Annotated in this window: 20 protein-coding genes; 8 read left to right on the top strand and 12 right to left on the bottom strand. The window is 67.0% G+C overall.

The window, feature by feature from the left end; all coding sequences use genetic code 11:
- Positions 1-134: 134 nt before the first annotated feature.
- From flgA to VSR71_RS21650, 3 genes are all read left to right on the top strand, one after another.
- Complete coding sequence (gene flgA / locus VSR71_RS21660) at positions 135-941, top strand: flagellar basal body P-ring formation chaperone FlgA (protein WP_342915891.1); 807 nt, start codon at positions 135-137, stop codon at positions 939-941.
- Positions 942-1,121: 180 nt separating this feature from the next.
- Positions 1,122-1,430: a flagellar biosynthesis anti-sigma factor FlgM gene (gene flgM, locus VSR71_RS21655; RefSeq protein ID WP_342915890.1), complete on the top strand. Its 309-nt coding sequence runs from the start codon at positions 1,122-1,124 to the stop codon at positions 1,428-1,430.
- Positions 1,431-1,437: 7 nt separating this feature from the next.
- Complete coding sequence (locus VSR71_RS21650) at positions 1,438-1,899, top strand: flagellar protein FlgN (protein WP_342915889.1); 462 nt, start codon at positions 1,438-1,440, stop codon at positions 1,897-1,899.
- 101 nt (positions 1,900-2,000) lie between these two features.
- Here the strand turns inward: VSR71_RS21650 and VSR71_RS21645 are convergent, their stop codons facing one another.
- The 11 genes from VSR71_RS21645 to VSR71_RS21595 all read right to left on the bottom strand — a co-directional run bounded on the left by VSR71_RS21645 (position 2,001) and on the right by VSR71_RS21595 (position 16,781).
- On the bottom strand, positions 2,001-4,289 hold the full coding sequence (locus tag VSR71_RS21645; protein ID WP_342915888.1) for a xanthine dehydrogenase family protein molybdopterin-binding subunit: 2,289 nt from the start codon (positions 4,287-4,289) through the stop codon (positions 2,001-2,003).
- A gap of 71 nt (positions 4,290-4,360) precedes the next feature.
- Positions 4,361-5,359 (bottom strand): xanthine dehydrogenase family protein subunit M, encoded by a 999-nt coding sequence (locus VSR71_RS21640; protein ID WP_342915887.1) that lies wholly within the window; start codon positions 5,357-5,359, stop codon positions 4,361-4,363.
- Positions 5,356-6,021 (bottom strand): 2Fe-2S iron-sulfur cluster-binding protein, encoded by a 666-nt coding sequence (locus VSR71_RS21635; protein WP_342915886.1) that lies wholly within the window; start codon positions 6,019-6,021, stop codon positions 5,356-5,358. The genes VSR71_RS21640 and VSR71_RS21635 overlap by 4 nt, the downstream gene beginning before the upstream one ends.
- Before the next feature lie 126 nt (positions 6,022-6,147).
- On the bottom strand, positions 6,148-6,966 hold the full coding sequence (locus VSR71_RS21630; RefSeq protein WP_342915885.1) for an AraC family transcriptional regulator: 819 nt from the start codon (positions 6,964-6,966) through the stop codon (positions 6,148-6,150).
- Positions 6,967-7,207: 241 nt separating this feature from the next.
- Complete coding sequence (locus tag VSR71_RS21625) at positions 7,208-7,636, bottom strand: flagellar protein FlhE (RefSeq protein WP_342915884.1); 429 nt, start codon at positions 7,634-7,636, stop codon at positions 7,208-7,210.
- Positions 7,636-8,352: an RNA polymerase sigma factor FliA gene (locus tag VSR71_RS21620; protein WP_342915883.1), complete on the bottom strand. Its 717-nt coding sequence runs from the start codon at positions 8,350-8,352 to the stop codon at positions 7,636-7,638. Before VSR71_RS21620 ends, VSR71_RS21625 begins: the two co-directional genes overlap by 1 nt.
- 102 nt (positions 8,353-8,454) lie before the next feature.
- A complete protein-coding gene (locus VSR71_RS21615) occupies positions 8,455-9,249 on the bottom strand; it encodes a flagellar synthesis regulator MotR (protein ID WP_342915932.1) in 795 nt (264 codons plus the stop codon).
- An 11-nt stretch (positions 9,250-9,260) separates the two neighbouring features.
- A complete protein-coding gene (flhF, locus tag VSR71_RS21610) occupies positions 9,261-11,627 on the bottom strand; it encodes a flagellar biosynthesis protein FlhF (protein WP_342915882.1) in 2,367 nt (788 codons plus the stop codon).
- A 58-nt stretch (positions 11,628-11,685) separates the two neighbouring features.
- Entirely contained in the window at positions 11,686-13,767 is a 2,082-nt protein-coding gene (flhA, locus tag VSR71_RS21605) for a flagellar biosynthesis protein FlhA (RefSeq protein ID WP_342915881.1), read from the bottom strand.
- A complete protein-coding gene (gene flhB / locus VSR71_RS21600) occupies positions 13,764-14,906 on the bottom strand; it encodes a flagellar biosynthesis protein FlhB (RefSeq protein WP_342915880.1) in 1,143 nt (380 codons plus the stop codon). Before flhB ends, flhA begins: the two co-directional genes overlap by 4 nt.
- Before the next feature lie 261 nt (positions 14,907-15,167).
- A complete protein-coding gene (locus tag VSR71_RS21595; protein WP_342915879.1) occupies positions 15,168-16,781 on the bottom strand; it encodes a hypothetical protein in 1,614 nt (537 codons plus the stop codon).
- Positions 16,782-17,020: 239 nt separating this feature from the next.
- Here VSR71_RS21595 and VSR71_RS21590 point away from each other — a divergent pair, with 239 nt between their 5' ends.
- The 5 genes from VSR71_RS21590 to VSR71_RS21570 all read left to right on the top strand — a co-directional run bounded on the left by VSR71_RS21590 (position 17,021) and on the right by VSR71_RS21570 (position 21,130).
- A complete protein-coding gene (locus VSR71_RS21590; RefSeq protein ID WP_342915931.1) occupies positions 17,021-18,139 on the top strand; it encodes a helix-turn-helix transcriptional regulator in 1,119 nt (372 codons plus the stop codon).
- The gene (locus VSR71_RS21585; RefSeq protein WP_342915930.1) at positions 18,136-18,456 is read left to right on the top strand and encodes a LysR substrate-binding domain-containing protein; all 321 of its coding nucleotides are present in this window, start codon (positions 18,136-18,138) and stop codon (positions 18,454-18,456) included. The genes VSR71_RS21590 and VSR71_RS21585 overlap by 4 nt, the downstream gene beginning before the upstream one ends.
- Positions 18,457-18,760: 304 nt before the next feature.
- Positions 18,761-19,195 (top strand): carboxymuconolactone decarboxylase family protein, encoded by a 435-nt coding sequence (locus tag VSR71_RS21580; protein WP_342915929.1) that lies wholly within the window; start codon positions 18,761-18,763, stop codon positions 19,193-19,195.
- A gap of 20 nt (positions 19,196-19,215) precedes the next feature.
- Positions 19,216-19,992, top strand: coding sequence for a histidinol-phosphatase (gene hisN, locus VSR71_RS21575; RefSeq protein WP_342915878.1), 777 nt, complete (start codon positions 19,216-19,218; stop codon positions 19,990-19,992).
- A gap of 193 nt (positions 19,993-20,185) precedes the next feature.
- Complete coding sequence (locus VSR71_RS21570) at positions 20,186-21,130, top strand: histone deacetylase family protein (RefSeq protein WP_342915877.1); 945 nt, start codon at positions 20,186-20,188, stop codon at positions 21,128-21,130.
- Between the two features lie 163 nt (positions 21,131-21,293).
- On the opposite strand, the gene VSR71_RS21565 is transcribed toward VSR71_RS21570, so the two are convergent.
- Positions 21,294-22,295, bottom strand: coding sequence for a Bug family tripartite tricarboxylate transporter substrate binding protein (locus tag VSR71_RS21565; protein WP_428979447.1), 1,002 nt, complete (start codon positions 22,293-22,295; stop codon positions 21,294-21,296).
- Positions 22,296-22,422 lie beyond the last annotated feature (127 nt).

The following is a 22,422-nucleotide window of genomic DNA, read 5'->3' as shown; positions in this document are numbered from 1 at the left end:
TCGGCACGCCCTCGCGCAAGGCGCTGCCTACAATCGGAACCCGATGACTGATGTAGACGGGGCGCGCCGCCGGTCAAGGGGCAGCGCGCCGGGCATGCCAGCGCAGGCCCCGCCGTCCTTGCCGGGAAGTACAGATGAACCCCAATCGCCGCACCCTCCGACGCACCCTCTGCCGCCATTCCCGCCGCAACGGCCCGCGCAAGGCGCAGGCCCTGCTGGCGGCGTGCCTGCTGTGCCTTGCCGGGGCCGCCGGCGCCGCGCCGGCGCAGGTCACGCCGGTCGCCATGCAGGCGCCGGCCGGCCAGCACGCAGCCGCTGCGGGCCCCTTCACCGAGGATCCCGCGCGCGTTGCCGTGGAGCGCTTCCTGCTGCAGCAGACCGCCGGACTGCCGGGCAAGGTCAGCGTGCAGGTGGCGCCGCCGTCGGGCGGCCGCGCGCCGGACTGCGTGTCGCCCGACCCGTTCCTGCCTGCCGGCGCCTCGCCGTGGGGCCGGGTCTCGGTCGGCGTGCGCTGCGGCGGCGAGCGGCCGTGGGTGCGCTATATGCAGGCGCGCGTGTCGGTGCTGACCGACTATTACGTCGCCGCGCGCGCACTCGGCCCGGGCGAACCGGTCAGCCAGGCCGATATCGAAGTGCGCCAGGGCGACCTTGCCACCTTGCCGCGCACGGTCATCACCGACCCGGCACAGCTCGCCGGCGCCATCGCCGCCAACCGCATCGCCGCCGGCTCGCCGATGCGCGGCGACCTGCTGCGCAAGGCCATCGCGGTGCGCCAGGGGCAGACCGTCACGGTGTCGGTCGAGGGGGACGCGTTCCAGATCACCAGCGAGGGCAAGGTGCTGGCCGACGCCGCCACCGGCAATACCGTGCAGGTTCGCCTGCGCAACGGCCACGTGGTCAACGGCCTGGTGCGCAGCGGCGACACGGTCGTGCTGCAATAGGCACTTTTAGTGTGCTGATCGTGGCTGACAGCCGGATTCAGATGGCGCCTCGGCATGCGAAAATGCCGCCGGTCCTGCCGTGCGGGCGATATCGGGCACAGGGGCACACCCCTGGGGCACGTTCCCTAAAGATTTCCCCGCCACGGCCGTAATGCCATAGGAAACCAGCAAGGAACGCCCGTGAAGATCAACCATTCCACCTCGTCCCGGCCCGCCGACGCGCCCGCAGGCGACGCCGCCGCCCGGCCCCAGGCCGCGCCGGCCAGCGCCGCCCCGCCGTCTTCCGGGCTGAGCGTCAGCCCGCTTGCCGCGCAGGTGCGCGAGATCAGCAGCCGCCTGACACAGGAAACCGACGACGATATCGATACCGCCAAGGTCGAAGAAATCCGACAGGCAATTGCCGAAGGCCGGATCAAGATCGACCCGGGCAAGATTGCCGATGGCCTGCTCGCCAGCTTGCGCGAGCTAGGCCAGGCCGACCCTCAATAGCCAAATCATGAGCCAAAGCCTGATCCAGTCCCTGCAGCGTGAAACCGAAGGCGTTGAAGCTTTCGGGCAACTTCTTGCGGAAGAGCGCGATGCCATCAAGCGCGGGGATTTCACCGCGCTCAGCGAGTTGCTGACGCGCAAGGTGGAAGTGGGTCAGGCGCTGTCGCGGCAGGTTCGGGCGCGCGAAGCGCAGATGCAGGCGCTTGGCCTGCGTGCCGGCGCGGACGGGCAATTGCTTGGCCGGCAGATCGATGCCGGCGTGGCGGAGGCCTGGCGCAAGCTGATCTATGCGGCGCGGGTGACGCGCGATGGCAATGCGCTGAACGGCGCGGTCATCAAGGCGCATCTCGATTTCACGCAGCAGGCGATTCAGGCGCTGCGGCAGCATAGTGGGGGCGATGCCGGGTTGTATGGGAAGGATGGGAAGGCGGCGGCTGGGGTGGGAGGTGTCAGCCTGGCGGCTGGGTGAGCCTGACCGGGCAAAGCTCTGCCTTCTGCGGATCCCTGGTGCCACGGACCTGCATTGCAGCAGGTCCGATTTTTCACGACCTATCTTGGTGTCGCCTCCTGTTATTGCTCTGATCCCGCCTGCAGCCCCGGCAGCAGCTTGTCCAGCGTCAGGGGGAACTCCCGCACCCGCACCCCGGTAGCGTTGTAAACCGCATTGGCTACCGCCGCTCCCGCGCCGCACACGCCAAGCTCCCCCAGTCCCTTGACGCCCAGCGGGTTCGCATTGAAGTCGGGTTCCGCCAGGAACACCACGTCCATCTGCGCCACATCGGCGTTGACTGGCACGTGATATTCGGCAAGATCGTGGTTGATGAAGTTGCCGTATCGCACATCCAGCAGCGTCTGCTCCATCAGGGCCGCGCCGATGCCCCACGCCATGCCGCCAAGGATCTGCGAGCGCGCCGTCTTGGGATTGAGGATGCGGCCGGCCCCGATGACAGCCAGCATGCGCCGCATGCGCACTTCACCGGTATCGGCATCGACAGCCACTTCGGCGAAGTGTGCGCCATAGGCGTGTTGCGAGTACGCTTTGTACGCCTCGTCCATGCCTGCCACCCGGCCTTCCGCCTGCAGTCCGCCGGGCGCGACACGCGGCAGCAGGTCGTCCAGGCGCTGCGTCCGCCCGTTCACGGTGATGGCTCCATTGGCGAAGCGCACTTCCCTGGAGCCGCCCTCGGAGGAAACTCCACCGCCCTGCCCGTGCGCGGCCGATACGATCCTGCGCTTGAGCTGCACGCAGGCATCAGCGACTGCGGAACCGGCGCTGGCCGCGCCCCAGGATCCGCCAGACCCCGCCGTGCGCGGAAACCGGCTGTCCCCCAGTTCGACCCGCACCCAGTTCAGGGGTATGCCCAGGCTCTCGGCCGCGATCTGCGTCAGGATGGTGTAGGTGCCGGTGCCGATGTCGGTCATGTCCAGGCGTACCGTGACGCGCCCGCGCGTGTCCATGTCCACCTGTGCCGCAGCGGCGCCGAGGTAGTTCGGCCGTATCGCCGCCGCCATGCCCATGCCCACCAGCCAGCGCCCTTCGCGCACGCTGCGCGGCGCGGCGCGGCGGCGCTGCCAGCCGAAACGCTCGGCGCCCGTGCGCATGCAGTCCACCAGGTTGCGGGTCGAGTAAGGCAGGCCGGTCTCGGGCTCGCGGCCGGGCTCGTTGCGCACGCGCAGCTCGATCGGGTCTAGCCCCAGGCGCTCGGCCAGTTCATCCATGGCGCATTCGAAGGCCTGCATGCCTGGCGCCTCGCCCGGCGAACGCATCCATTCGCCGCGATTCAGGTCCACCGACACCAGCCGGTGCCGCGTAATGCGGTGGGGCGCGGCGTACAACGCGCGGGCGAACACCGCGGTCTGCTCGCAGAATTCCTCGAACCTGCAGGTGGCAGACCAGACTTCATAAGCCATCGCCGACAGCCGGCCGTCGCGGCCCGCGCCCAGCCGTACACGGTGTGACATGGCCGCGCGGTGACCGGCATTGGCGTACATTTGCTGGCGCGTCAGTGCGATCTTCACGGGCCGCCGCAATTCGCGGGCGGCCAGCGCGGCCAGCACGGTGTCGGCATGGACGATCAGCTTGGCACCAAAGCCGCCGCCGGTGAATGGGCTGACGATGCGCACGCGTTCCGGCGGGATGCGCAGCGTGGCAGCCAGCCCGGCCTGGAAATTGCCGACGGTCTGCGTCCCCGTGTAGACGGTCAGGCCCGCATCCGACCATACCGCCATGGTGGCGTGCGGCTCCATCGGATTGTGGCTCTGGTACGGCGTGGCGTAGGTCACGTCCAGCGCAACAGCAGCCTGGGAAAACGCGTTGCCGAAATCTCCCGTCGTGCTGTCGGGCGCGAAACCGGCGTTGGTGCGCGGCGGCTTGTAGGCTTCGGCCAGCCTGGGCGCCAGCTCGAATTCACCCTTCGCGGCCTGGTAGCGCACCTGCACCAGCGCGGCCGCGGCGCGTGCCGCTTCGAAGGTCTCGGCCACGACCAGCGCCACCGGCTCGTCGTAGTAGCGCACGTGGTCCGATGCCAGGTACGGCCTGGCGCGCGTGAACACGTCGCGCGCGGTGGGCGGCACCGGCGGCCCGAATGCCGGCTGCGCCGGCGCGTTGAGGTGCGTCATCACATACAGCACCCCGGGCGCCTGCCGCGCTTGCCGCGTATCGATGGAAAGGATGCGGCCGCGCGCGACAGTGGCGCCCACGATATAGCCGTAGGCTGGCGGCGCGCCGCCGGCCACCCGCTGCTCATAGGCATAGGTGGCGCGGCCCGTGACCTTCAGCCTGCCGTCAACCCGGTCGACAGGCAAGCCCACCGGTGCGCCCGGCCCCTTGCCTGCGTTGCCCTGCATATTCGTCGTCATTTTCGCTTTCCGTTTCTATTGCCCGCCGGGGCAGTTCGCAAGCTGCCGGCGCATCGGATTACCGACTCGCTTCAAGCCCGCCTTGGCGCGACCTGCGCGGCGGCAGCCAGGGTCTGCCGCAAGGTCTGCGCGGCCAGCGGAATCTTGAAATCGTTGCCGCCATGGCCGCGGGCGCCCGCCAGGGCCGCATCCGCGGCCGCTTGCCAGCTGGGCGCGTCCGCAGACCTGCCGGCCAGCACCTGCTCGGCGGCGTCTGCCCGCCAGGGGCGCGGGGCCACGCCGCCCAGTGCGATACGCGCCGCCTGCACGCGGCCATCTCGTATGTCCAGCACCAGCGCCACCGACACCAGCGCAAACGCATACGAAGCGCGGTCGCGTACCTTGCGGTAGAGCTGCCGGCCGGGCGGCGGCGGTGGCAGCGTGACCGCGGCGATCATCTCGCCATGCCCGAGCTGGGTTTCGATATGTGGCGTCGCGCCCGGCAAGCGGTGCAGCTCGCGCAAGGCGATGACGCGCCCGCCGCCCTGCGGCAACACGGTATGCACCTGCGCATCCAGCGCCGCCATCGCCACGGCCATGTCGGACGGGTGCACGGCGATGCAGGAGTCGCTGGCGCCCAGGATGGCGTTCATGCGGTTGTGGCCCTGCATCGCCGCGCACCCGCTGCCGGGCGTGCGCTTGTTGCAGGGCATGTGCGGGTCGTAGAAATAGGCGCAGCGCGTACGCTGCAGCAGGTTGCCCGCCGTCGACGCCTTGTTGCGGATCTGCCCGGATGCGCCGGCGAGCAGCGCCTGCGACAGCAGCGGATAGCGCGCCCTCACGCGGGGATCGGCCGCCAGATCGCTGTTGCGCACCTGTGCGCCAATGCGCAGCCCGCCGTCCGCCGTCTCGTCGATCGTGGCCAGCGGCAGGCGGCTGAGGTCGACCAGATGGCGCGGCGCTTCGATGCGCAGCTTCATCAGGTCGAGCAGGTTGGTGCCGCCGCCGACAAAGCGCGCCCCGTCCCGAGCGGCCACGGCCCGCGCGGCTTGAGCCGGGTCCTGGGCGCGTTCATAGGTAAAGGGGTTCATGAGCGCCCTCCTTGCGCAGCATCGCGAATGGCGGCGACGATGTTCGGATAGGCGGCGCAACGGCACAGGTTGCCGCTCATGCGCTCGCGTATCTCCACCTCGTCGAGCGTGAATTCGCGCGCAGCCACATCACTGCTTGCATGGCTGGGCCAACCGGCGCGAACCTCGGCCAGCATGCCCACGGCCGAGCAGATCTGCCCGGGCGTGCAGTAGCCACACTGGAAAGCGTCACGCGCGATAAAGGCGGATTGCACCGGATGCAGCGCATCGCCGTCGGCCAGGCCTTCGATGGTGGTGATCTCGTCGCCTTCATGCATGACCGCCAGCGTCAGGCACGCATTGATGCGGCGGCCGTTCACCAGCACGGTGCAGGCGCCGCACTGGCCGTGGTCACAACCCTTCTTGGTACCGGTCAGGCCGAGCTGGTTGCGCAGCGCGTCCAGCAGGGTCGTGCGCACGTCCAGCTCGACCGCGTGTTCCGCGCCGTTGATGCGCAGGACCAGCGGCCGCGCCGGCACCGCGGCGGCTGGCGCACCCGCCGACGACTCGGCCACTGCGGCCTGGGCCGCGCCGGCGCGCACTGCGAAGAACATGCCGCTCGCCGCGCTGGCCCGCAGCACAGCGCGGCGACCCGGGTTTTGCGGATGATCCGCCTGATCCATGGTCTGCTCCTGATAAGGACGGCAGGGCCTGGCCCTGCCGCGCGGCGCGGCAGACTTCCACCACGGAAGCCGCCACAGCCAGCCCTTGCAGTATCCCGGAGGCCGCGGCGGCGCTTCTTTCACATATCAGGAGGAAATATCAGAATCCTGGCCCATGTGCGTCCGGTAGCTGCGGGGCGTGGTGCCAGTCAGGCGTTGGAAGGTGGAAGTGAAATGGCTCTGGCTGGAAAAACCCAACTCCAGCGCCATGGCGCTGATCGGCATCGGACTGCCGCGCAGCAGGCATTGCGCACGCCGCACGCGCCGCGAGATGACATAGGCATACGGAGCCATTCCGGTCTCTGCCTTGAAGCGGCGCGCGAAGGTGTCCACCGGCATGCCGGCCACGCCGGCCAGGTCGCTCAGTGAAAGCGGCGTGTCCAGCCGCGAGTCGATGTAGTCCGTCAGGCGCGCCAGCAACCGCTTGCCCACGCCCGGCATGCGGCGCACGGGTGCGGCCGGCATGGCGCCGGCGATGCGCAGCGACACCAGCGAGACCAGATGTTCGAGATAGACGGCTTCCGGAACGCGACCTGCGGCCATCTCCGCGCTTAACGATTTCAGCAATGCCTGGACCACGGCGTCGGCCGTGTCGTTGATGCGCATCGGCAATTGCGCCAACCGGTCGCAGCCCGGCAGGCCCAGCGCAGGATCAAGCCATAACGCCGTATAAACCAGGTCTGCGTCGCGGAAATGGCCGCTGCGCTCGGCATGGGCCGGCACAAAACTGAGCGTCCCCGGCCCGTCGCGCCCGTCGTGCATCACACGCCCTTCGCTGGAGACACAGGTGCGCGCGGTCGTCCCGCGCTCGGTCAGCACGATCAGGTGGCGCGGAGCACTCCAGCGGAATTCCGCCTCGCCGCACACCCAATGGCGATGGTCGAAGACCAGGCCGCCGTCGAGCACCGAAGTCGTGCACGCGGCGGCGGTCCTGGCCTGGCGGGCCCGCAGCCGGCCGTGGCCAATGGCAGGGGTTAGCGTCATCATCGTTCCTTTGTGACGGACGACCGTACACCAGAATCATGACGAACGATTTTAAGCCAGGCGCTATGGTCGCGCGCCGGGCGAACACGGGGAGGAAACCGGTCCGCGGGGCGCAGCCGAAGGCATTCCTGTGCTGCGGCTGGCAGCAGGGGCCAAACAACCCCTACCGAAACCCTACAACCACCTCATTGCTCCCGCCCTGCAAAACCGGCACCAGACTCCCCTGCCCCGGCACCCGAAACGCAAACACAAACCCCTTGGTAGCATCATCCCCGGAAAACGCCGAAGTCTGACCCTCGGCCTGAGGCAGCATCACACACCGCTGCGCATTGCAGAGGTATGCCTGCAGTTCCACCGGCGGCGTCTGAACGAAGCGATAACGCCAGCGCACGCTAGTAATCACCCCTTCCGCCTGCGGCAACACCCCCACAGGATGAATCGGCGCCGAAACAGCCCGCTGCCCGCGCCCATGCAGCGCCGGCCCATTGACCGACCCGGTCCACGCATGCCGCGTCCCGCCTTCGATCGCCGCCCATGCGCAGGCAGACACGGCCATGAGCGCGAGACCGGCGCCGCGCGCCAGGCCGGCCATCACAACAACCCACGCAACTGATTGCGCAACCGCGTAATCGCCTGCCCCCGGATCTGGCACACCCGTGACTCGGTCACATCCAGCACCGCCCCGATCTCGCGCAGGTTCAGTTCCTGGTCATAGCACAGCGACAGCACCAGCTTCTCGCGCTCGGGCAGCCGGTCGATGGCGCGGATCAGCGCTTGGCGCATGCCGCTTTCCATCAGCACCGTCAGCGGATTGCCGTCGTCGCTGGCGCCAAGATGGCGGTCGAGGAAATCCTCTTCGCCGGAGCGCTCGAAATCTTCGTAATGCAGCAGCTGGCAGCCATAGACCTCGTTGAGCAGGACCTGGTATTCATCCAGTGGCATTTCCATCGCCTCGGCCACCTCGGAATCGAGCGGCGTGCGTCCGAGCTTCTGCTCGAGCGAGCGCTGGGTGCGTTCGATGCGCCGCGTGAACTGGCGCAGGCTGCGCGACTGCCAGTCGTTGGCGCGCACCTCGTCGAGCATGGCGCCGCGGATGCGCTGGCTGGCGTAGGTCTCGAAGCGTGCGCCGTGGGTGTCTTCATAGCGCTTGGCGGCATCGAGCAGGCCGATCATGCCGGCCTGGATCAGGTCGTCGATCTGCACGCTGGCAGGCAGCTTGGCGGCCAGCTGCAAGGCGATGCGACGCACCAGCTGTGCGTGCGCCTTGACCACATCGGCCTGGTCGAGCTTTCCCTGGATCGTGTACATGGTGCAATTCTCGTGAATGCTGGATTGCTGGACGGGCGCGCCACGCGGCGCGCCGGCTGGCTCAGGGTCTGGTTCGTTGGTAAGGCATGGTTCGGGCGGGGCTCATGCCGGCACCGGCGTCGCGGCAGGGGCTGGCGCCTCGACGCGCAGCGGCCAGCCGCCGATGCTGCCGGCGGTGCGGCGCAGCGCGCTGGTCGCGGGTGCGGCCGGGAAGGCCTCGACCACGCAGCGGCCGAGCTGCACGCCGCGCGCCACCAGCGGGTCGGCCGGCAGCCGGCCGGCGCACAGCACTTCCACGCCCAGGTACTGGCTGGCGGTGCGCGCCAGGTTGCGCAGGATCGCCTGCACGCCGGCTTCGGCGGCGGCCATGTTGACCACCAGGTGGAAGCGGCGCCAGGCATACAGGTGGTGCAGGCGCTTGATGCAGGCATACGCGGCGGTGATCGACGCCAGTTCCGGACGCATCACGATCACCACGTTGTGCGCGCTGCCGGCAAAGGGCGACAGCGCGCCGCCGGCATCGGCGGTGGCATCGACCAGCACGCTGCGGAAGGCCGACAGCGCCGCGGCTGGCACCTCAAGCCCGGCGCGCTGGCGGCCGGCCGGCAGCACCGATACCGCGCCGCCGGTGCCGAGGCCTGCCGCGGCTTCCAGCGGCAGGCGTCCTTCCTGCACGTCGGCGAGCGTGCCGGCCGGGGTCGCGCCGGCAAGCCGGGTTGCGCGCGCCGTGGCAGGGTCTTCGTCGAGCAGCAGCACGCGCTCGCCCTGCATCGCCAGTGCGTGCGACAGGCCCAGCGCCACCGTGGTGGCGCCGGCGCCGCGTTCGCTGGCGACCACGGCGATGCGGCGCGTGGTGCGCGGCGCCAGCATGCGCCGCAGGCTTTCTGCCTGGTCCATGGCGAGGGCGCTCACTGCAGGGCTCCCATGGCGTCGGCCCCCATGGCATCGACCGTTTCCTCGGCAGCGGCAGGTGCCGCCGCCGCGCGGCCGGGGTAGTTCTCCAGTACGTCGAGCAGCGCCAGCATGCGGCCCATGCCTTCATTGAGCACGGTGCCCGGCACCGCCGTGCCGGCCCGCACGGCGCGGCCGGCCAGTCGTGCCAGGAATGACGGCGCGGTCGCGGTCGGCGCGTGTTCGAGGCGCAGCACGGACAGGCCCAGTTGCAGCGCCGCGAGTGCGGCGCTGGCGGCGTGGCCGGCCTCGGCATCCTGCGCGAAGTGGTCGGCGGCATGGCGCAGCGTGCGCAGGCGCGTTTCGGCCGTGTCCGACCATGGCGTCCAGTGCGCCACCCGCGCCGCGTCCGGCGCCAGCGCGGGGTCGCACAGCGAATAGCGGGTATCGAGCAACTCGCCGCTGGCGCGGTCGACCAGGCGCACCACCACCAGGCAGGCATCGATGCCGCCTTCCGGGGCGCCCTTGCCACGCGCGGGGCTGTCGGGCACGCGCACGTCGGCGGTGGCGAGCCAGCGCTCGGCGTCGCGCTCGCGCACGACGGCGTCGCCGACGGCGTGGAAGGTCAGGGTATCGGCAAGCGCATCGAGCTTCCAGGCGGCGCCTGCGCTGACCACGCGCACGGTCTTGCGCGCGCCCGCGATCCAGCGTTCGCCGGCCTGCTGCCAGCGCGCCAGCGCGGCGGCGGACGGCATCGCGTCGACCAGGTTGACCACCTTGCGCGCGGCGCTCATGGCCGCGCGCAGGTTGGCGGCCTCGGCATCGGCTTCGCCCAGCGGCTGGCCGGCGCGGCCGGCGGCGGTGACGGTGGCGGCCAGCGGCGTGCCGTCGCGGTCGCCCAGCCACAGCGTGTGCTGCAGCGGCTGCGGCGTGCGGCGGCCGGGCACGCTGACCGGCAGCGTGGCCGCCAGCGCCAGCACGTACTGGTCGCAGGCACGGTTGACGTCGCGGCAGACCGCTTCACGTACCTGCTGCGCCATCGCGCGCAGCGCGGTATCGCCCGCGGTGCGCTGCTGCCATAGCGAGCGCGCCAGGTCGAAGCCGAGGCCGGCGTGGTTGAGCTCCGCAACGCATTGGCCCAGCGCGTCGGCGCTGTCGGTCAGCGAGCGCAACACGTCCTCGGCACCGCCCTTCCCACCGTTCCCGGCCTGCTCGTCCGCGACCGCCTGGCGGCGGCGCGCGGCGTCGGCATCGGCAAAGACCGAGCCGCGGCGCGGCGTCAGGAAGGCGCGTTCGACCAGCGCGGTGCTGCTGGCCAGCTCCAGGTGCTCGGGCACGCGCTGGCCGGTGGAGGCGTAGAACACCGGCAGGCGGTGGCGGATCACCACGTCGAGCACGGAGCCCAGGTGCGTGGCCTCATCCAGCTTGCTGATGATGCAGCCGTCGATGCCGCCGCCATCGGGCGCGGCATCGTGGCGGTAGGCATGCACGACTTCATTGAGCGTGTCGCCGTGGCTGGCGCCATTGAGCAGCAGCACGCGCTGCACCGGCGCGGGCACGCCGGCCAGCATGGCGATCTGCTCCGACAGGCTGCGGTCGCGCTGGCTCATGCCGACGGTGTCGATGATGACCAGGTGCTTGTCCTTCATCGCCGCCAGCGCGAAGCGCAGGTCGGCGGCGTCCTTCACCGCATGCACCGGCACGCCGAGGATGTCGCCATAGATGCGCAGCTGTTCATGCGCGCCGATACGGAAGCTGTCGGTGGTCAGCAGCGCCAGCTTGTCGGCACCGTGGCGCAGCACAAAGCGCGCCGCCAGCTTGGCGGTGGTGGTGGTCTTGCCCACGCCGGTGGGCCCGATCAGCGCCAGCACGCCGCCCTGCGCGAACAGGTGGTCTTCGTCGCCCAGCACCGGCACCTTGCTGGCCAACTCCTTGCGGATCCACGTCATCGCGGCGGGACGGTCGTAGCCCAGCGGCAGGCGTGCCAGCAGCGTGCGCGCCAGCTGGCCGGAGAAGCCGGCGCCCACCATCCATTCGAACAGCGATTCGCGCAGCGGGTCGCTGGCGGCAACGCCGTGGCCTGCAGCGGTGGGCGCATTGCCGATGCCGGCAAGCTGGCGCTCCAGCATCGCGCGCATCGACTGCAGCTCGCCGCGCAGGTCGCCAATGGCTGCAGGCTCGGCCGCCGGCGCGGGCGGCGCGGGTGGCACATAGGCCTGCGCGCTGCCCGATACGCTGCCCAGGTCGGCATCGCGCATCGCGACGATCTCGACCCCGCCCTCTACGGTGCGGTTGGACAGCACCACGGCATCGGGGCCCATGGCTTCGCGCACCTGGCGCATGGCTTCACGGCCGTTGGCGGCGACAAATTTGGCTACGCTCATCGTTGGCTCTGTCGTTGGCTCTGTCGTTGGCTTGATCGTTGGCTTGGTCGTTGGCACCTCACGCGCCGATCATGGCGGTGATGCGGATATTGCGGTTGTCAGGCACCTCGGCGTGCGACAGCACCCTCAGCTGCGGCAGCGTGCGGCGCAGGAAGCGCGCCATCAGCGGGCGCAGCTGCGACGGCACCAGCAGCACCGGGTCCAGCCCCATCTGCTCCTGGCGCGTGACCGCGCCCTGGGTCTGCTGCAGCAGCGCATCGGCCAGCCCCGGCTCGATGCCGCCGCCGTTGGTCAGCGCGTGCGACAGCACCCGCTCCAGGCCGGCGTCGAGGCCGATCACCTGCAGGTCGGCGTTGTTCGGGAACAGCTGCTGCGTGATGGCGCGGCCCATGGCCACGCGCACCATCGCGGTCAGCTCGTTGGGGTCGCTGATCTTGGGCGCATGCTCGGCCACCACGTCGAGAATGGTGCGCATGTCGCGGATCGGCACGCCTTCGTCGAGCAGGTTCTGCAGGATCTTCTGCAGCGCCGTCAGCGAGATGGTCTTGGGCACCAGGTCTTCGGTCAGCTTGGGCGCATCCCTGGCGATGCGGTCCAGCAGCGCCTGCACTTCCTGGCGGCCGAGCAGCTCGGCCGCATGCATGTGGATCAGGTGGTTCAGATGCGTGGCGACCACCGTGCTGGCATCGACCACGGTGTAGCCGTAGGACTGCGCCTGCTCCTTGATGCCCGCATCGATCCACACCGCCGGCAGGCCGAAGGCGGGATCGCGCGTGGCCGCGCCCGGCAGCGTGCCGCTGACCTGGCCCGGGTTGATCGCCATCCACTGCCCCGGCATGGCTTCGCCGCGGCCGATCTCGACGCCCTTGAGCGTGATGCGGTAGGCGTTGGGCTTGAGCTCCAGGTTGTCGCGGATATGCACGACCGGCACCAGGAAGCCGATTTCCTGCGCCACCTTCTTGCGGATGCTCTTGATGCGGCCGAGCAGTTCGCCGTCCTGCGCGCGGTCGACCAGCGTGATCAGGCGATAGCCCACTTCCATGCCGAGCGGGTCGACCAGCGCGACATCGTCCCAGCTGGCTTCGGTCGATTCCTGCGCCACCGCGGGCGTGCGTTCCTCGCGCTGCTTTACCTGCTGCTGCGTTGCCGCCTTGCGCGACAGGTAGCGGCCCATCCAGACCAGCGCGCCGGCCAGCAGCAGGAAGGCGAAATGCGGCATGCCCGGGATGATGCCCATCAGGCCCATGATGCCGGCGGTCAGGTACAGCACGCGCGGGTTAGAGAAGAGCTGCCCGGTCAGCTGCTCGCCGACGTCCTGCTCATTGGCCACGCGCGACACGATCACGCCGGCCGCGGTCGAGATCACCAGCGCCGGGATCTGCGCGACCAGGCCGTCGCCGATGGTCAGCAGCGTGTAGTTGTGCACGGCGGTGCCGAAGTCCAGGTCGTGCTGCACCATGCCCACCACCATGCCGGCGGCGACGTTGATGAACATGATGATCAGGCCCGCCACGGCGTCGCCGCGCACGAACTTGCTGGCACCGTCCATGGCGCCGTAGAAGTCCGATTCCTGCGCCACTTCGGCGCGGCGCTTCTTGGCCGCGGCTTCGTCGATCAGCCCGGCGTTGAGGTCGGCATCGATCGACATCTGCTTGCCGGGCATCGAGTCCAGCATGAAGCGCGCGCCCACCTCGGCGATACGGCCCGCACCCTTGGTGATGACCATGAAGTTGATCACCACCAGGATCGCGAACACCACGATGCCGACCGCGAAGTTGCCGCCCACCAGGAAGTGGCCGAACGCTTCCACCACCTTGCCGGCGGCGTCGGGGCCGGTGTGGCCTTCGAGCAGCACCACGCGGGTGGAAGCGACGTTCAGCGACAGGCGCAGCAGCGTGGTAAACAGCAGCACCGCGGGGAACGCGGCGAAGTCCAGCGGCTTCTGCGTATACATGCTGACCAGCAGCACCATGATCGCCAGCGCGATATTGAAGGTAAACAGCAGGTCCAGCACGAAGGCCGGCAGCGGCAGGATCATCATCCCCAGGATCATGATGATCAGCAGCGGCCCGGTGAAGGCCTTCATCTGGCCGGCCGAGCGCAGGCCAGGCAGGTTCAACAGCGAGCTCAGAGCGTTCATTCGCGGCTTTCCGGTACGGCGAGTTCATCAGGCACCGGCAGGTCCGACGGCGCGTGCGGCTGCGGGCCCTGCGAGTAGTGCCAGTGCTTCAGTTGGTAGACCCAGGCCAGCACTTCGGCCACGGCGGTATAGAGTCCTGCGGGAATCTCGTGGCCCAGCTCCACGTGGCGGTGCAGCGCACGCGCCAGCGGCGGCGCCGACATCAGCGGCACGCGGTGCTCGGCCGCCAGCGCGCGGATGCGCGCGGCGACTTCGCCGGTGCCCTTGGCCACCACGCGCGGCGCACTCATGCGACCTTCCTCATAACGCAGCGCCACGGCGAAGTGCGTGGGATTGGTCACCACCACGTCGGCCTTGGGCACCTCGGTCATCATGCGGCGGCGGGCCATGGCGCGCTGCTGCTGGCGGATACGGTTCTTGATATGCGGATCGCCCTCGCTCTCCTTGAATTCCTGCTTGACCTCTTCCTTGGTCATGCGCAGCTTCTTGAAGAACTCCCAGTACTGCCAGGGCACGTCGATGGCCGCCACCACCAGCAGCGACAGCGACACCAACAGGCAGCAGTACAGCACCAGGTCGACCATGCGCAGCAGCGCTTCCTGCACCGGCGCGTTCATCAGCGCGATCGCTTCCGGCAGGCGCTGCCACAGCACCCAGGCGCCGACCGCGCCCACCAGCAGCGACTTGGCCACCGCCTTGAGCAACTCGACCAGGGAATGCGCCGAAAACAGTCGGCCCAGCCCGGCGATCGGCGACATGCGCGAGAACTGCGGCGCGAACGACTTGGCCGAGAACACCCAGCCGCCCAGCATCAGTGGCGCGGCCAGCGCGGCAACGCCGAACAGCAGCAGCAGCGGCAGGAAGGCAAGCAGGCTGTCCCATACCATCAGGGCAAAGCGCGACAGCATGCGCGAGGTATCGAAGGCGGTTTCCCGCTCGAAGCGCAGCGCGCCCTGCATGACCTGGTTGAGGCTGCGGCCCATGTGGCCGCCCAGCGTCGACAGCCCGACGACGCCGGAGATCAGCATGATGAACGTGGCCAGCTCGCGCGAGCGCACCACCTGCCCCTCCTCGCGCGCCTTTTCCAGGCGCCGGGGTGAGGCGGGTTCGGTTTTCTCGAGATCGCTTTCTTCGGACATCCACGCTCCGTGCGAAGCGGCCAGCCGCTATTCGTCAGGACGGATTATCGAAGCGTGGGGGGGTTCCCATTCATGGGAAAAGGCGGGGGATTTGGGTGCTGTTTGGGAAATGGGGGGCGATTGGGGTTAACGGCGGGCTGGCTGGGGGACTTTAGGGGGAAAGTGGAGAAGCCGTCAGCTGGCGAGTGCATTGAAGCGGAAAAAGGAAAAGGCCCCGCCGAACCGAAGCTCGCGCGGGGCCTGGACATCAGCCGGACCGGCTTACGGCCGGTCGATCGAGATCGAGTAGAACGTGTTGATCGGGCTGGCGTTGATCGCAATGGTCAGGCCCGTGTTGGACAGGTTCATGCTGATGGCCTCGGCGGCGCCCGGAATGCCATTGACCGGTGCCACGGCAGGCCGGTAACGAAGGCCCGTGAGCGGCACGTTGTCATACCAGGTGTCGATACGGCCATCGTTGCGCTGGCGCGTGTAGCTGTGAGCAGTCGTATCGACGGCCGTCACCGTGTTCGAGAACGTGGTGATGTCGGTGACACCCATAGGATTCACCGAAGCATCCCAGTAGGCGTTGGTGAAGCCCACTGCCGGCAGCACGCGTGCGACCGGATGCCTTGCGACCATGAAGCCGTCGGCATGGACAATCACGATGGCGAGTTGGCCATCCACGCCCTTGAAGCCGAATGCGCGGGCAGTGCCGCTGGTGTCGGTGAGATCGAAGCCGCCATTGGCATTGACCGAGAACGTCGGCAGGTCACTGGCGGGCCAGGGCTGGCCACAGCCACTCTTGCCGCAATCGGCGGCCGTGGTGAACTTGCCCGCGCCATCCACACTGAACTGGATCAGGCCGGAGCCGTAGTTGCCAGGATTGGTGTCGCGCTCAAAGCTCATCGCCACCCAGTCGCCCGCCAGTTCGGACAGCGGAATGGTCTGCTCCGGAATCAGCAGGCTTGGCGCGCCGGCGCGGCGCTCCAGCCCGATGCCGGATTTGGAAACCAGCAGCCTGGCGTCGGTATTGCCAAAGCGGCAGGCTTCACTGGCGTTGGCCTCGAACTGCTCCGATGCGCTCGTAGCGTCATTGGTGCGCGTGAGCGCGACGGCGTCCACGGTGAATCGCTGGATCGTGTTCGCCGTCAGGTCCACCTTCTGGTATTTGCCGCTGCGGTACGTGGCACAGGTGGCCGATGCGGGATTCAGGAGGGTCGTGATGCCGTCCGTCGAACCCGTGTTGCTTGCCACGGCGTCGGACAGGTCCGAGATCGAGGTCTTCGACGAGTCGAGCGCGGCGCCCAGTGTATCGAGCCGCTGGTCCAGCGCATTGCCCGGCGTATCGCCGTGCGCGGCAACCAGGGTGTCCTTGAGCGGATCCACGCCGGCCAGGTCGACCGTGCCGCTCAGGATCAGCCTGACCGTTTCAATCGCGCCGCTGAGGCCATCGGCGTTCAGCTTCGACTGCGCGGTGGCATCGAAACTGTCGAAGAAGTCCTTGGTGCTACCGCCGGCAAGTGATGCCGTGATCAGCTCGGTCAGCGGCGTGATGTTGGCCACGGCGCTCGTGCCCGTGCCCGCCTCGACCACCGAATGGAGTGTGGTGCCGTCGGCTGTTGTGACACTTAGCACACACGGACGCTTTGCGTCCGGGATGCTGATCGTGAAGGTGCCGTCGGCGGCCGTGGTAGCCGTACCACTGCCGGATGCGCATTTGGCTTGCACCGTGGCGTTCGGCAGTGCCGCGCCCACGGCGGCGGTACCGGACACCTTGGTGGTCGGCGTGGCCGGTGCGGCGGGTGTGCCCGACGGCGCTGCCGAATCGGAACCGCCACCGCATGCGCTCAGTGCCGCTGCGGCGATTGCCGCGAGTAGAAGTCTTGTTTTCATGAACCGGATTCCCCCTGTCGTTTTCAGAAAGCGTGAGACGTGCATGGCCCGTCTTCGCGCTGCGATTCTCTGAAATGGAAAATCCTCGCGCATCATTCATTTGAATGAAGAACGGTCAATCCCCCGATTGGAAGGGCATGGTCTAGCAAGGCGTTATGGCAAGCTGAACGCAGCCCGCTAGAGGCTTGTCGGCACATGCGCCGATCAGAAGGAAAGCGAATCGTTTGGGGGAGAAAGGCTTGCTACGGGACCATCAGATTGGCGACCTCTATGAGGCCGCATTGCAACAGGACGGCTTTCTCGACGTGTTTCAAACAGTAGTCGAAGCCTTGGGAGCGACCGGATTCCATATGTTCAGCTGGGACCCGGAACGCAACGCCCCGCACCTGGCTGCCTACACGTCGGACAAACACTGGGATTCGGTCGTGGCGCTCTATGACCAGTACTACGGCGCGCTCGACCCACGGCGCGAAGTGGTGGCCAGGGCAGCCATCGGCCAATTCCAGTTCTGCCAGGACTATCTAAGCGAGGCCGACGTCGCGCGCAGCGAGTTCTACCAGGACTTCCATATTCCAACGGGCTTCCGCTACCTCACCGGCGCGCGCCTGGCGCGGCCCGGTTCAGATGACATCCTGCTGGGACTGCTGCGGTCGAACGATCGTCCAGCCTATTCGGACCAGGAGCGCCAGGGCATCAACGGCATGGCGGCCCACCTGCAGCGCGCCATCAACCTATGGCAGGACGCGCGCGTGCTGCATCGCGACGCGGCCATGGGGTCGGAAATGATGGCGCAGTTGGGTGTCGCCGTGTTCGCGCTCGACAGCAGCATGAAAGTTGTCTTTGCCAACCAATCGGCGGAGGGTATGCTGCGGGCGACGGCCTGTCTGAAGCTCAGCCACGGGCAGTTGTCCGCCACCGTGGCGGCCGAGAATGCCAGGTTGCAGGCCGCGATCGTGCGTGCCGCGAGATCGCGTCAGGCAGAAAGCCTGGCACTGCGGCCGGCACCGGGCCTGCAGCCGGAAATCTTCCTGGGCATCAGCCGCCTGCCTGGCCGCGATACCCGCATGGCATTCGGTCATGCGGAAATCCTGGTGACGGCCAGGCGCCGGAGCGAGGTGCCAATGGTGCGCGCAAGGCAGTTGCAGCAGGCGTTCGGGCTGACAGCGGCCGAGGCCGCGGTGGGCGAGGCGCTGATCGGCGGCAAGACCCCCGACGAGTATGCCGCGGCCGCCGGTGTATCCGTCGCAACGGTTCGTACCCAGTTGCGCGCGATTTTCGAGAAAACTGCCACGCGTTCCCAGGCCGAAGCTGTCGGGGCGATGTTGTATCTTCCGTCGCAGACCACGAAAGGGCACTGATCCATAGCACTTTCGGAGCCGTCTCAGCGCGGCGCGGCCAGTTCACTCAATACCTGCGTCTCGAGCGCCAGGCTGACCGCCCTCAGGCTACACTCAACAGCGTTGGCATGATCCGCCGATTGGCGAAACTTGACATGGGCATCATCCTGATGCCGGAAGAAATCGTCGCCGATGACCTGGCCAGCGGCAAACTGCGGCGCATCATGCCCGCATGGCACGGCGCGCCGATGCCCGTATATGCCATCACCGAAACCCGGTTGCTGCCAGCGAAGACGCAACGCTTTATTGAGTTCCTGCGGGAGAGACTGGGGCGATAGCCAAGAGATAGCCAAGAGGATGCGGACCATTGGTGAGCGCACTTCCTCTATGCACTGGCAGGCGTCGGTAGCCAACGAAGCGGACCGCCGCGGAATTCAGCGGTTGGCCATGAAGAGCCGTTCGACCTTCCCGCAGCCGGATATTGGTGTCCTGCGAGCAACACACTCGTTCACGACGCATGTCTGGTGCAGCCTGACCTCGGTTCCTATAGTGAATACGACCGTGGCATCCCCGGCGCGGGACTGCGACGATACGCCGATCCCCGCGCTGGCGCCGGGTACCAAAGACAAGCAGGAGGCTTCAATGAGACTCGACTACACCAAGGCATCGCCCGCCGGTTTCAAAGCTTTTGCCGACGTCTATGGCTACGTTCTCCGCTCGGGACTCGACAAGATGCTCGTCGAACTGGTTTTTTTGCGCGTGAGCCAGATCAACGGGTGCGCCTCTTGCCTGGTCAGGCATACACGCGACCTCATCAAGCGAGGGGTTGATCCGGAGAAACTCACGCTCCTGCAAGTTTGGGATGAAGCGGGGCCCTTGTTCAGCGACCGTGAGAAGGCAGCGCTGGCGTGGGCAGAATCTGTCACACGGGTGGCGGACACCCACGTGCCCGACGATGACTTCAAAGCCGCCGCCGCGATGTTCAGCGAGAAAGAACTTGCTGACCTCACGGTGGCCATCAGTTTGATTAACGCCTTTAACCGGCTCAATATCAGTTTCCGCCTCGACCCTGATTGAAGGTCCACGTGGAGCGTGAAGTGAACGCTGACGATCTCCGGGCCCTGTCTATATTTTCCGGTGAGTTGGCCGACATCGCCCGCGCCAAGGCCATGCATTACTTCCGGTCCGGCGTGGAAATCGCAATCAAGTCGGACGCGAGTCCCGTCACCCGGGCCGACCGGGAAATCGAGTCGGAACTTCGGTTGCTGATTGCCAACCGCTACCCACACCATGGCTTTTTCGGCGAAGAATCCGGCGGCTCAATCGGCGCCGGACTTGGCTGGGTCATCGACCCGATCGACGGCACGCAGAGCTTTATCTGCGGCGTACCACTGTTCGGCTGCCTCATCGCCCTTCTTGACGACGGCAAGCCGGTGCTTGGCGTGATCGAAATGCCGGCGCTGCGCGAGCGCTGGGTCGGGCATGCCGGACAAACGACCTTCAGCGGAACACCTGTGCGCGTGAACGCTTGCACATCGCTGAAGGACGCGCGGCTCTTCGCCACCTCGCCAGACATGTTCGACGGTCAGGACGCGGACGCCTTCGCTGCCCTCAGCCGCGAAGTCGGGATGCGCAGGTTTGGCACCGACTGCTACGCCTATGGGCTGCTCGCCTCCGGGCTTTGCGACCTGGTTGTGGAGGCCGACCTCGAGATCTACGACGTCGTGGCGCTGGTGCCGGTCATCGAGAACGCGGGCGGCATCGTGACGGACTGGAGCGGGCGCCCTATTGACAAGAACTTTTCAGGCCGAATACTGGCGGCCGCGACACCGGCCCTGCACAGTCAGGCAATGTCAGCGCTCGGAAGCTGCTGAACGCATTCGGAAGATCAAGAAGCTCCCGGCTATTGCTCGGATGCTGGCGAGCCGAGACCCGTGTTCGCGCGACCCCGGCGATCCCCGCGCCCTTCTGATATATTACATATCTGATGGATTGCCGGGATGATCGACATTGGCCACCGGTGTGCGATCAGGGAAAGTCGCCGGTTGAAACCGAGTACAGCCGAACATGACAACTACGATTGTTTATACCCACACCGCGTGTCTCGAACACCGCCCCGGGCCGCACCATCCGGAGTCGCCCGAACGCCTGAGAGCCGTCGTGCAGGCGTTGCGAACGCCGGAGTTTACATCGCTGGAATGGCGCGATGCGCCGATGGGCACCGTCGAGCAGCTGCAATTGATCCACGATTCGCACTATATCGACGAGATCGCGCACAGCGCCCCCAGCCAGGGATACGTGCCGCTGGACGCGGGCGACACGGTCATGTCGCCAGGCTCGTGGGAAGCCGTCATGCGCTGCGTCGGCGCTGCTTGCGCGGGTGTCGACGCGGTGATGGACGGCCAGGCGCGCAACGTATTCTGCGCGACGCGGCCGTGCGGCCATCACGCTGAACCGGCGAAGGCAATGGGCTTTTGCATTTTCAACCAGGCGGCGATCGCGGCAGCCTACGCCTGTGAGTTCCACAAACTCGAGCGCGTCGCTGTGGTCGATTTCGATGTGCATCACGGCAATGGAACCCAGGCAGCATTCTTCGACCGCCCGGGGCTGTTCTACGCATCCAGCCACCAGTCGCCTTTCTATCCCGGTACGGGAGCCCGGTCCGAGACAGGGGTGAACCACAATATCGTCAACGTTCCGTTGCCTCGCGGCTGTGAGCCTGCGCAGTTCCGTGCCGCGATTTCTGCCCTCATGCTTCCCTCGCTAATGGCGTTCGCCCCCGAAATCCTCATTGTCTCCGCGGGATTCGACGCGCACCGCCTGGATCCCCTCGCTGGCTTGAACCTGGAGGACAGCGACTTCCATTGGATCACCAGGGAACTGATGCAGATTGCCGACAAGACGTGCGACGGCCGCATCGTGTCGATCCTGGAAGGGGGCTATAGCCTCGACGCATTGGCCACGAGTACGATGGCTCATGTGAGCGCACTGCTGCAGGTCGCTGCCAAGTGAACAGACAGCCGCGGACACTGCTGCTGAAATGCAGATCCGATTTTGCTCTTCGTTTTGTTCCAGTCTTTTCTCAACTTCGATCACAGTTGGACCACATAACCGTGTGCCAGGCGCAGGCCGCTCTCAATGGCAACCATTCGCCCGACACATCAGAGCGAATTGTCTAGTCAGCCTTGATGTCTGACTCCTTGATCACCTTTGCCCACCGTGCCACCTCATCATTGATTTGCGAGCGAGCTTGGTCAGGTGTCGTGTAGACCGGCATGGCACCTTGATTGGTCAGCGCGGTCTTTACCTCCTGCTGGGCCATGATGTCCTTGAGGGCCGCGCTAAGCTTGTTGATGATCGGCGCGGGGGTGCCGGCAGGCGCCAGTACACCAAACATAGAACTAACCTCGAACCCGGACAAACCAGCCTCGCTTGCCGTCGGAACCTCGGGTAGAACTCGTTGCGGCGTGGCCGTAGCCAGTGCACGCAAGCGGCCGCCTTTGATAAAGGATTGGGTAGCGGGCAGTGTGTCGAAGACGACGTCGACCTGTCCGCCCATCAGGTCATTCAATGCCGGGCTGCTTCCCTTGTAAGGCACATGGACCAAGTCAACTCCGGCCTGGCGCTTAAACAGTTCCGCCGCCAAATGCTGCGGCGAACCGTTGCCCGACGACCCATAATTCATTCCACCCGGTTTTGCCTTCGCTGCGGAGATGAACTCGGCGAGCGTCTTCCCCTTGAATGAGGGACCGACTGCAACAACGAGAGGCACGCGACCGACAACTGCAACAGGCGCGAAGCTCTTGACCATCGTGAAGCCGGCCGAGGATGGAAGAAGAACGCTGTTGATGGAGTGACTGGTCAGGGCTCCAAGCAGCAAGGTGTAGCCGTCCGGCTTCTCCTTGGCCACGTACGCTGCGCCGAGGTTGCCTGCCGCACCGGCTTTGTTCTCGACAACGACTGGTTGCCCCAAGGAAACGGATAGCTTCTGCCCGATAACCCGGGCAATTACGTCCGTCGCGCCGCCAGGCGTGTAGGGCACCACGAGCTTGACAGGTTTGTCGGGGTATTCGCCGGCATGAGACGTGAAAGGCATGCCCAGTAGCGTCAAAGCACCAGCCAACATGGCGCTTCGGCGACTTATGTGACCGAATCGGGATCCGGTTCGTGGATTCATGATGGTCTCCTTCTATTCGAGTGAGGTCGTGTGAATGCATGTGCCTGGCATGAACCCAGGAACCTGCCGAACTCTAGTCAATTTGATTATTAATAATATAGGTGATAGTCCTAACAACAATCTGCCT

The sequence above is a fragment of the Cupriavidus oxalaticus genome, from assembly GCF_038900635.1.
GTDB classification, from domain to species: domain Bacteria; phylum Pseudomonadota; class Gammaproteobacteria; order Burkholderiales; family Burkholderiaceae; genus Cupriavidus; species Cupriavidus oxalaticus_B.
Note: the sequence above shows the minus strand (reverse complement) of the source record. Positions and strands in the feature narration are given on the sequence as shown.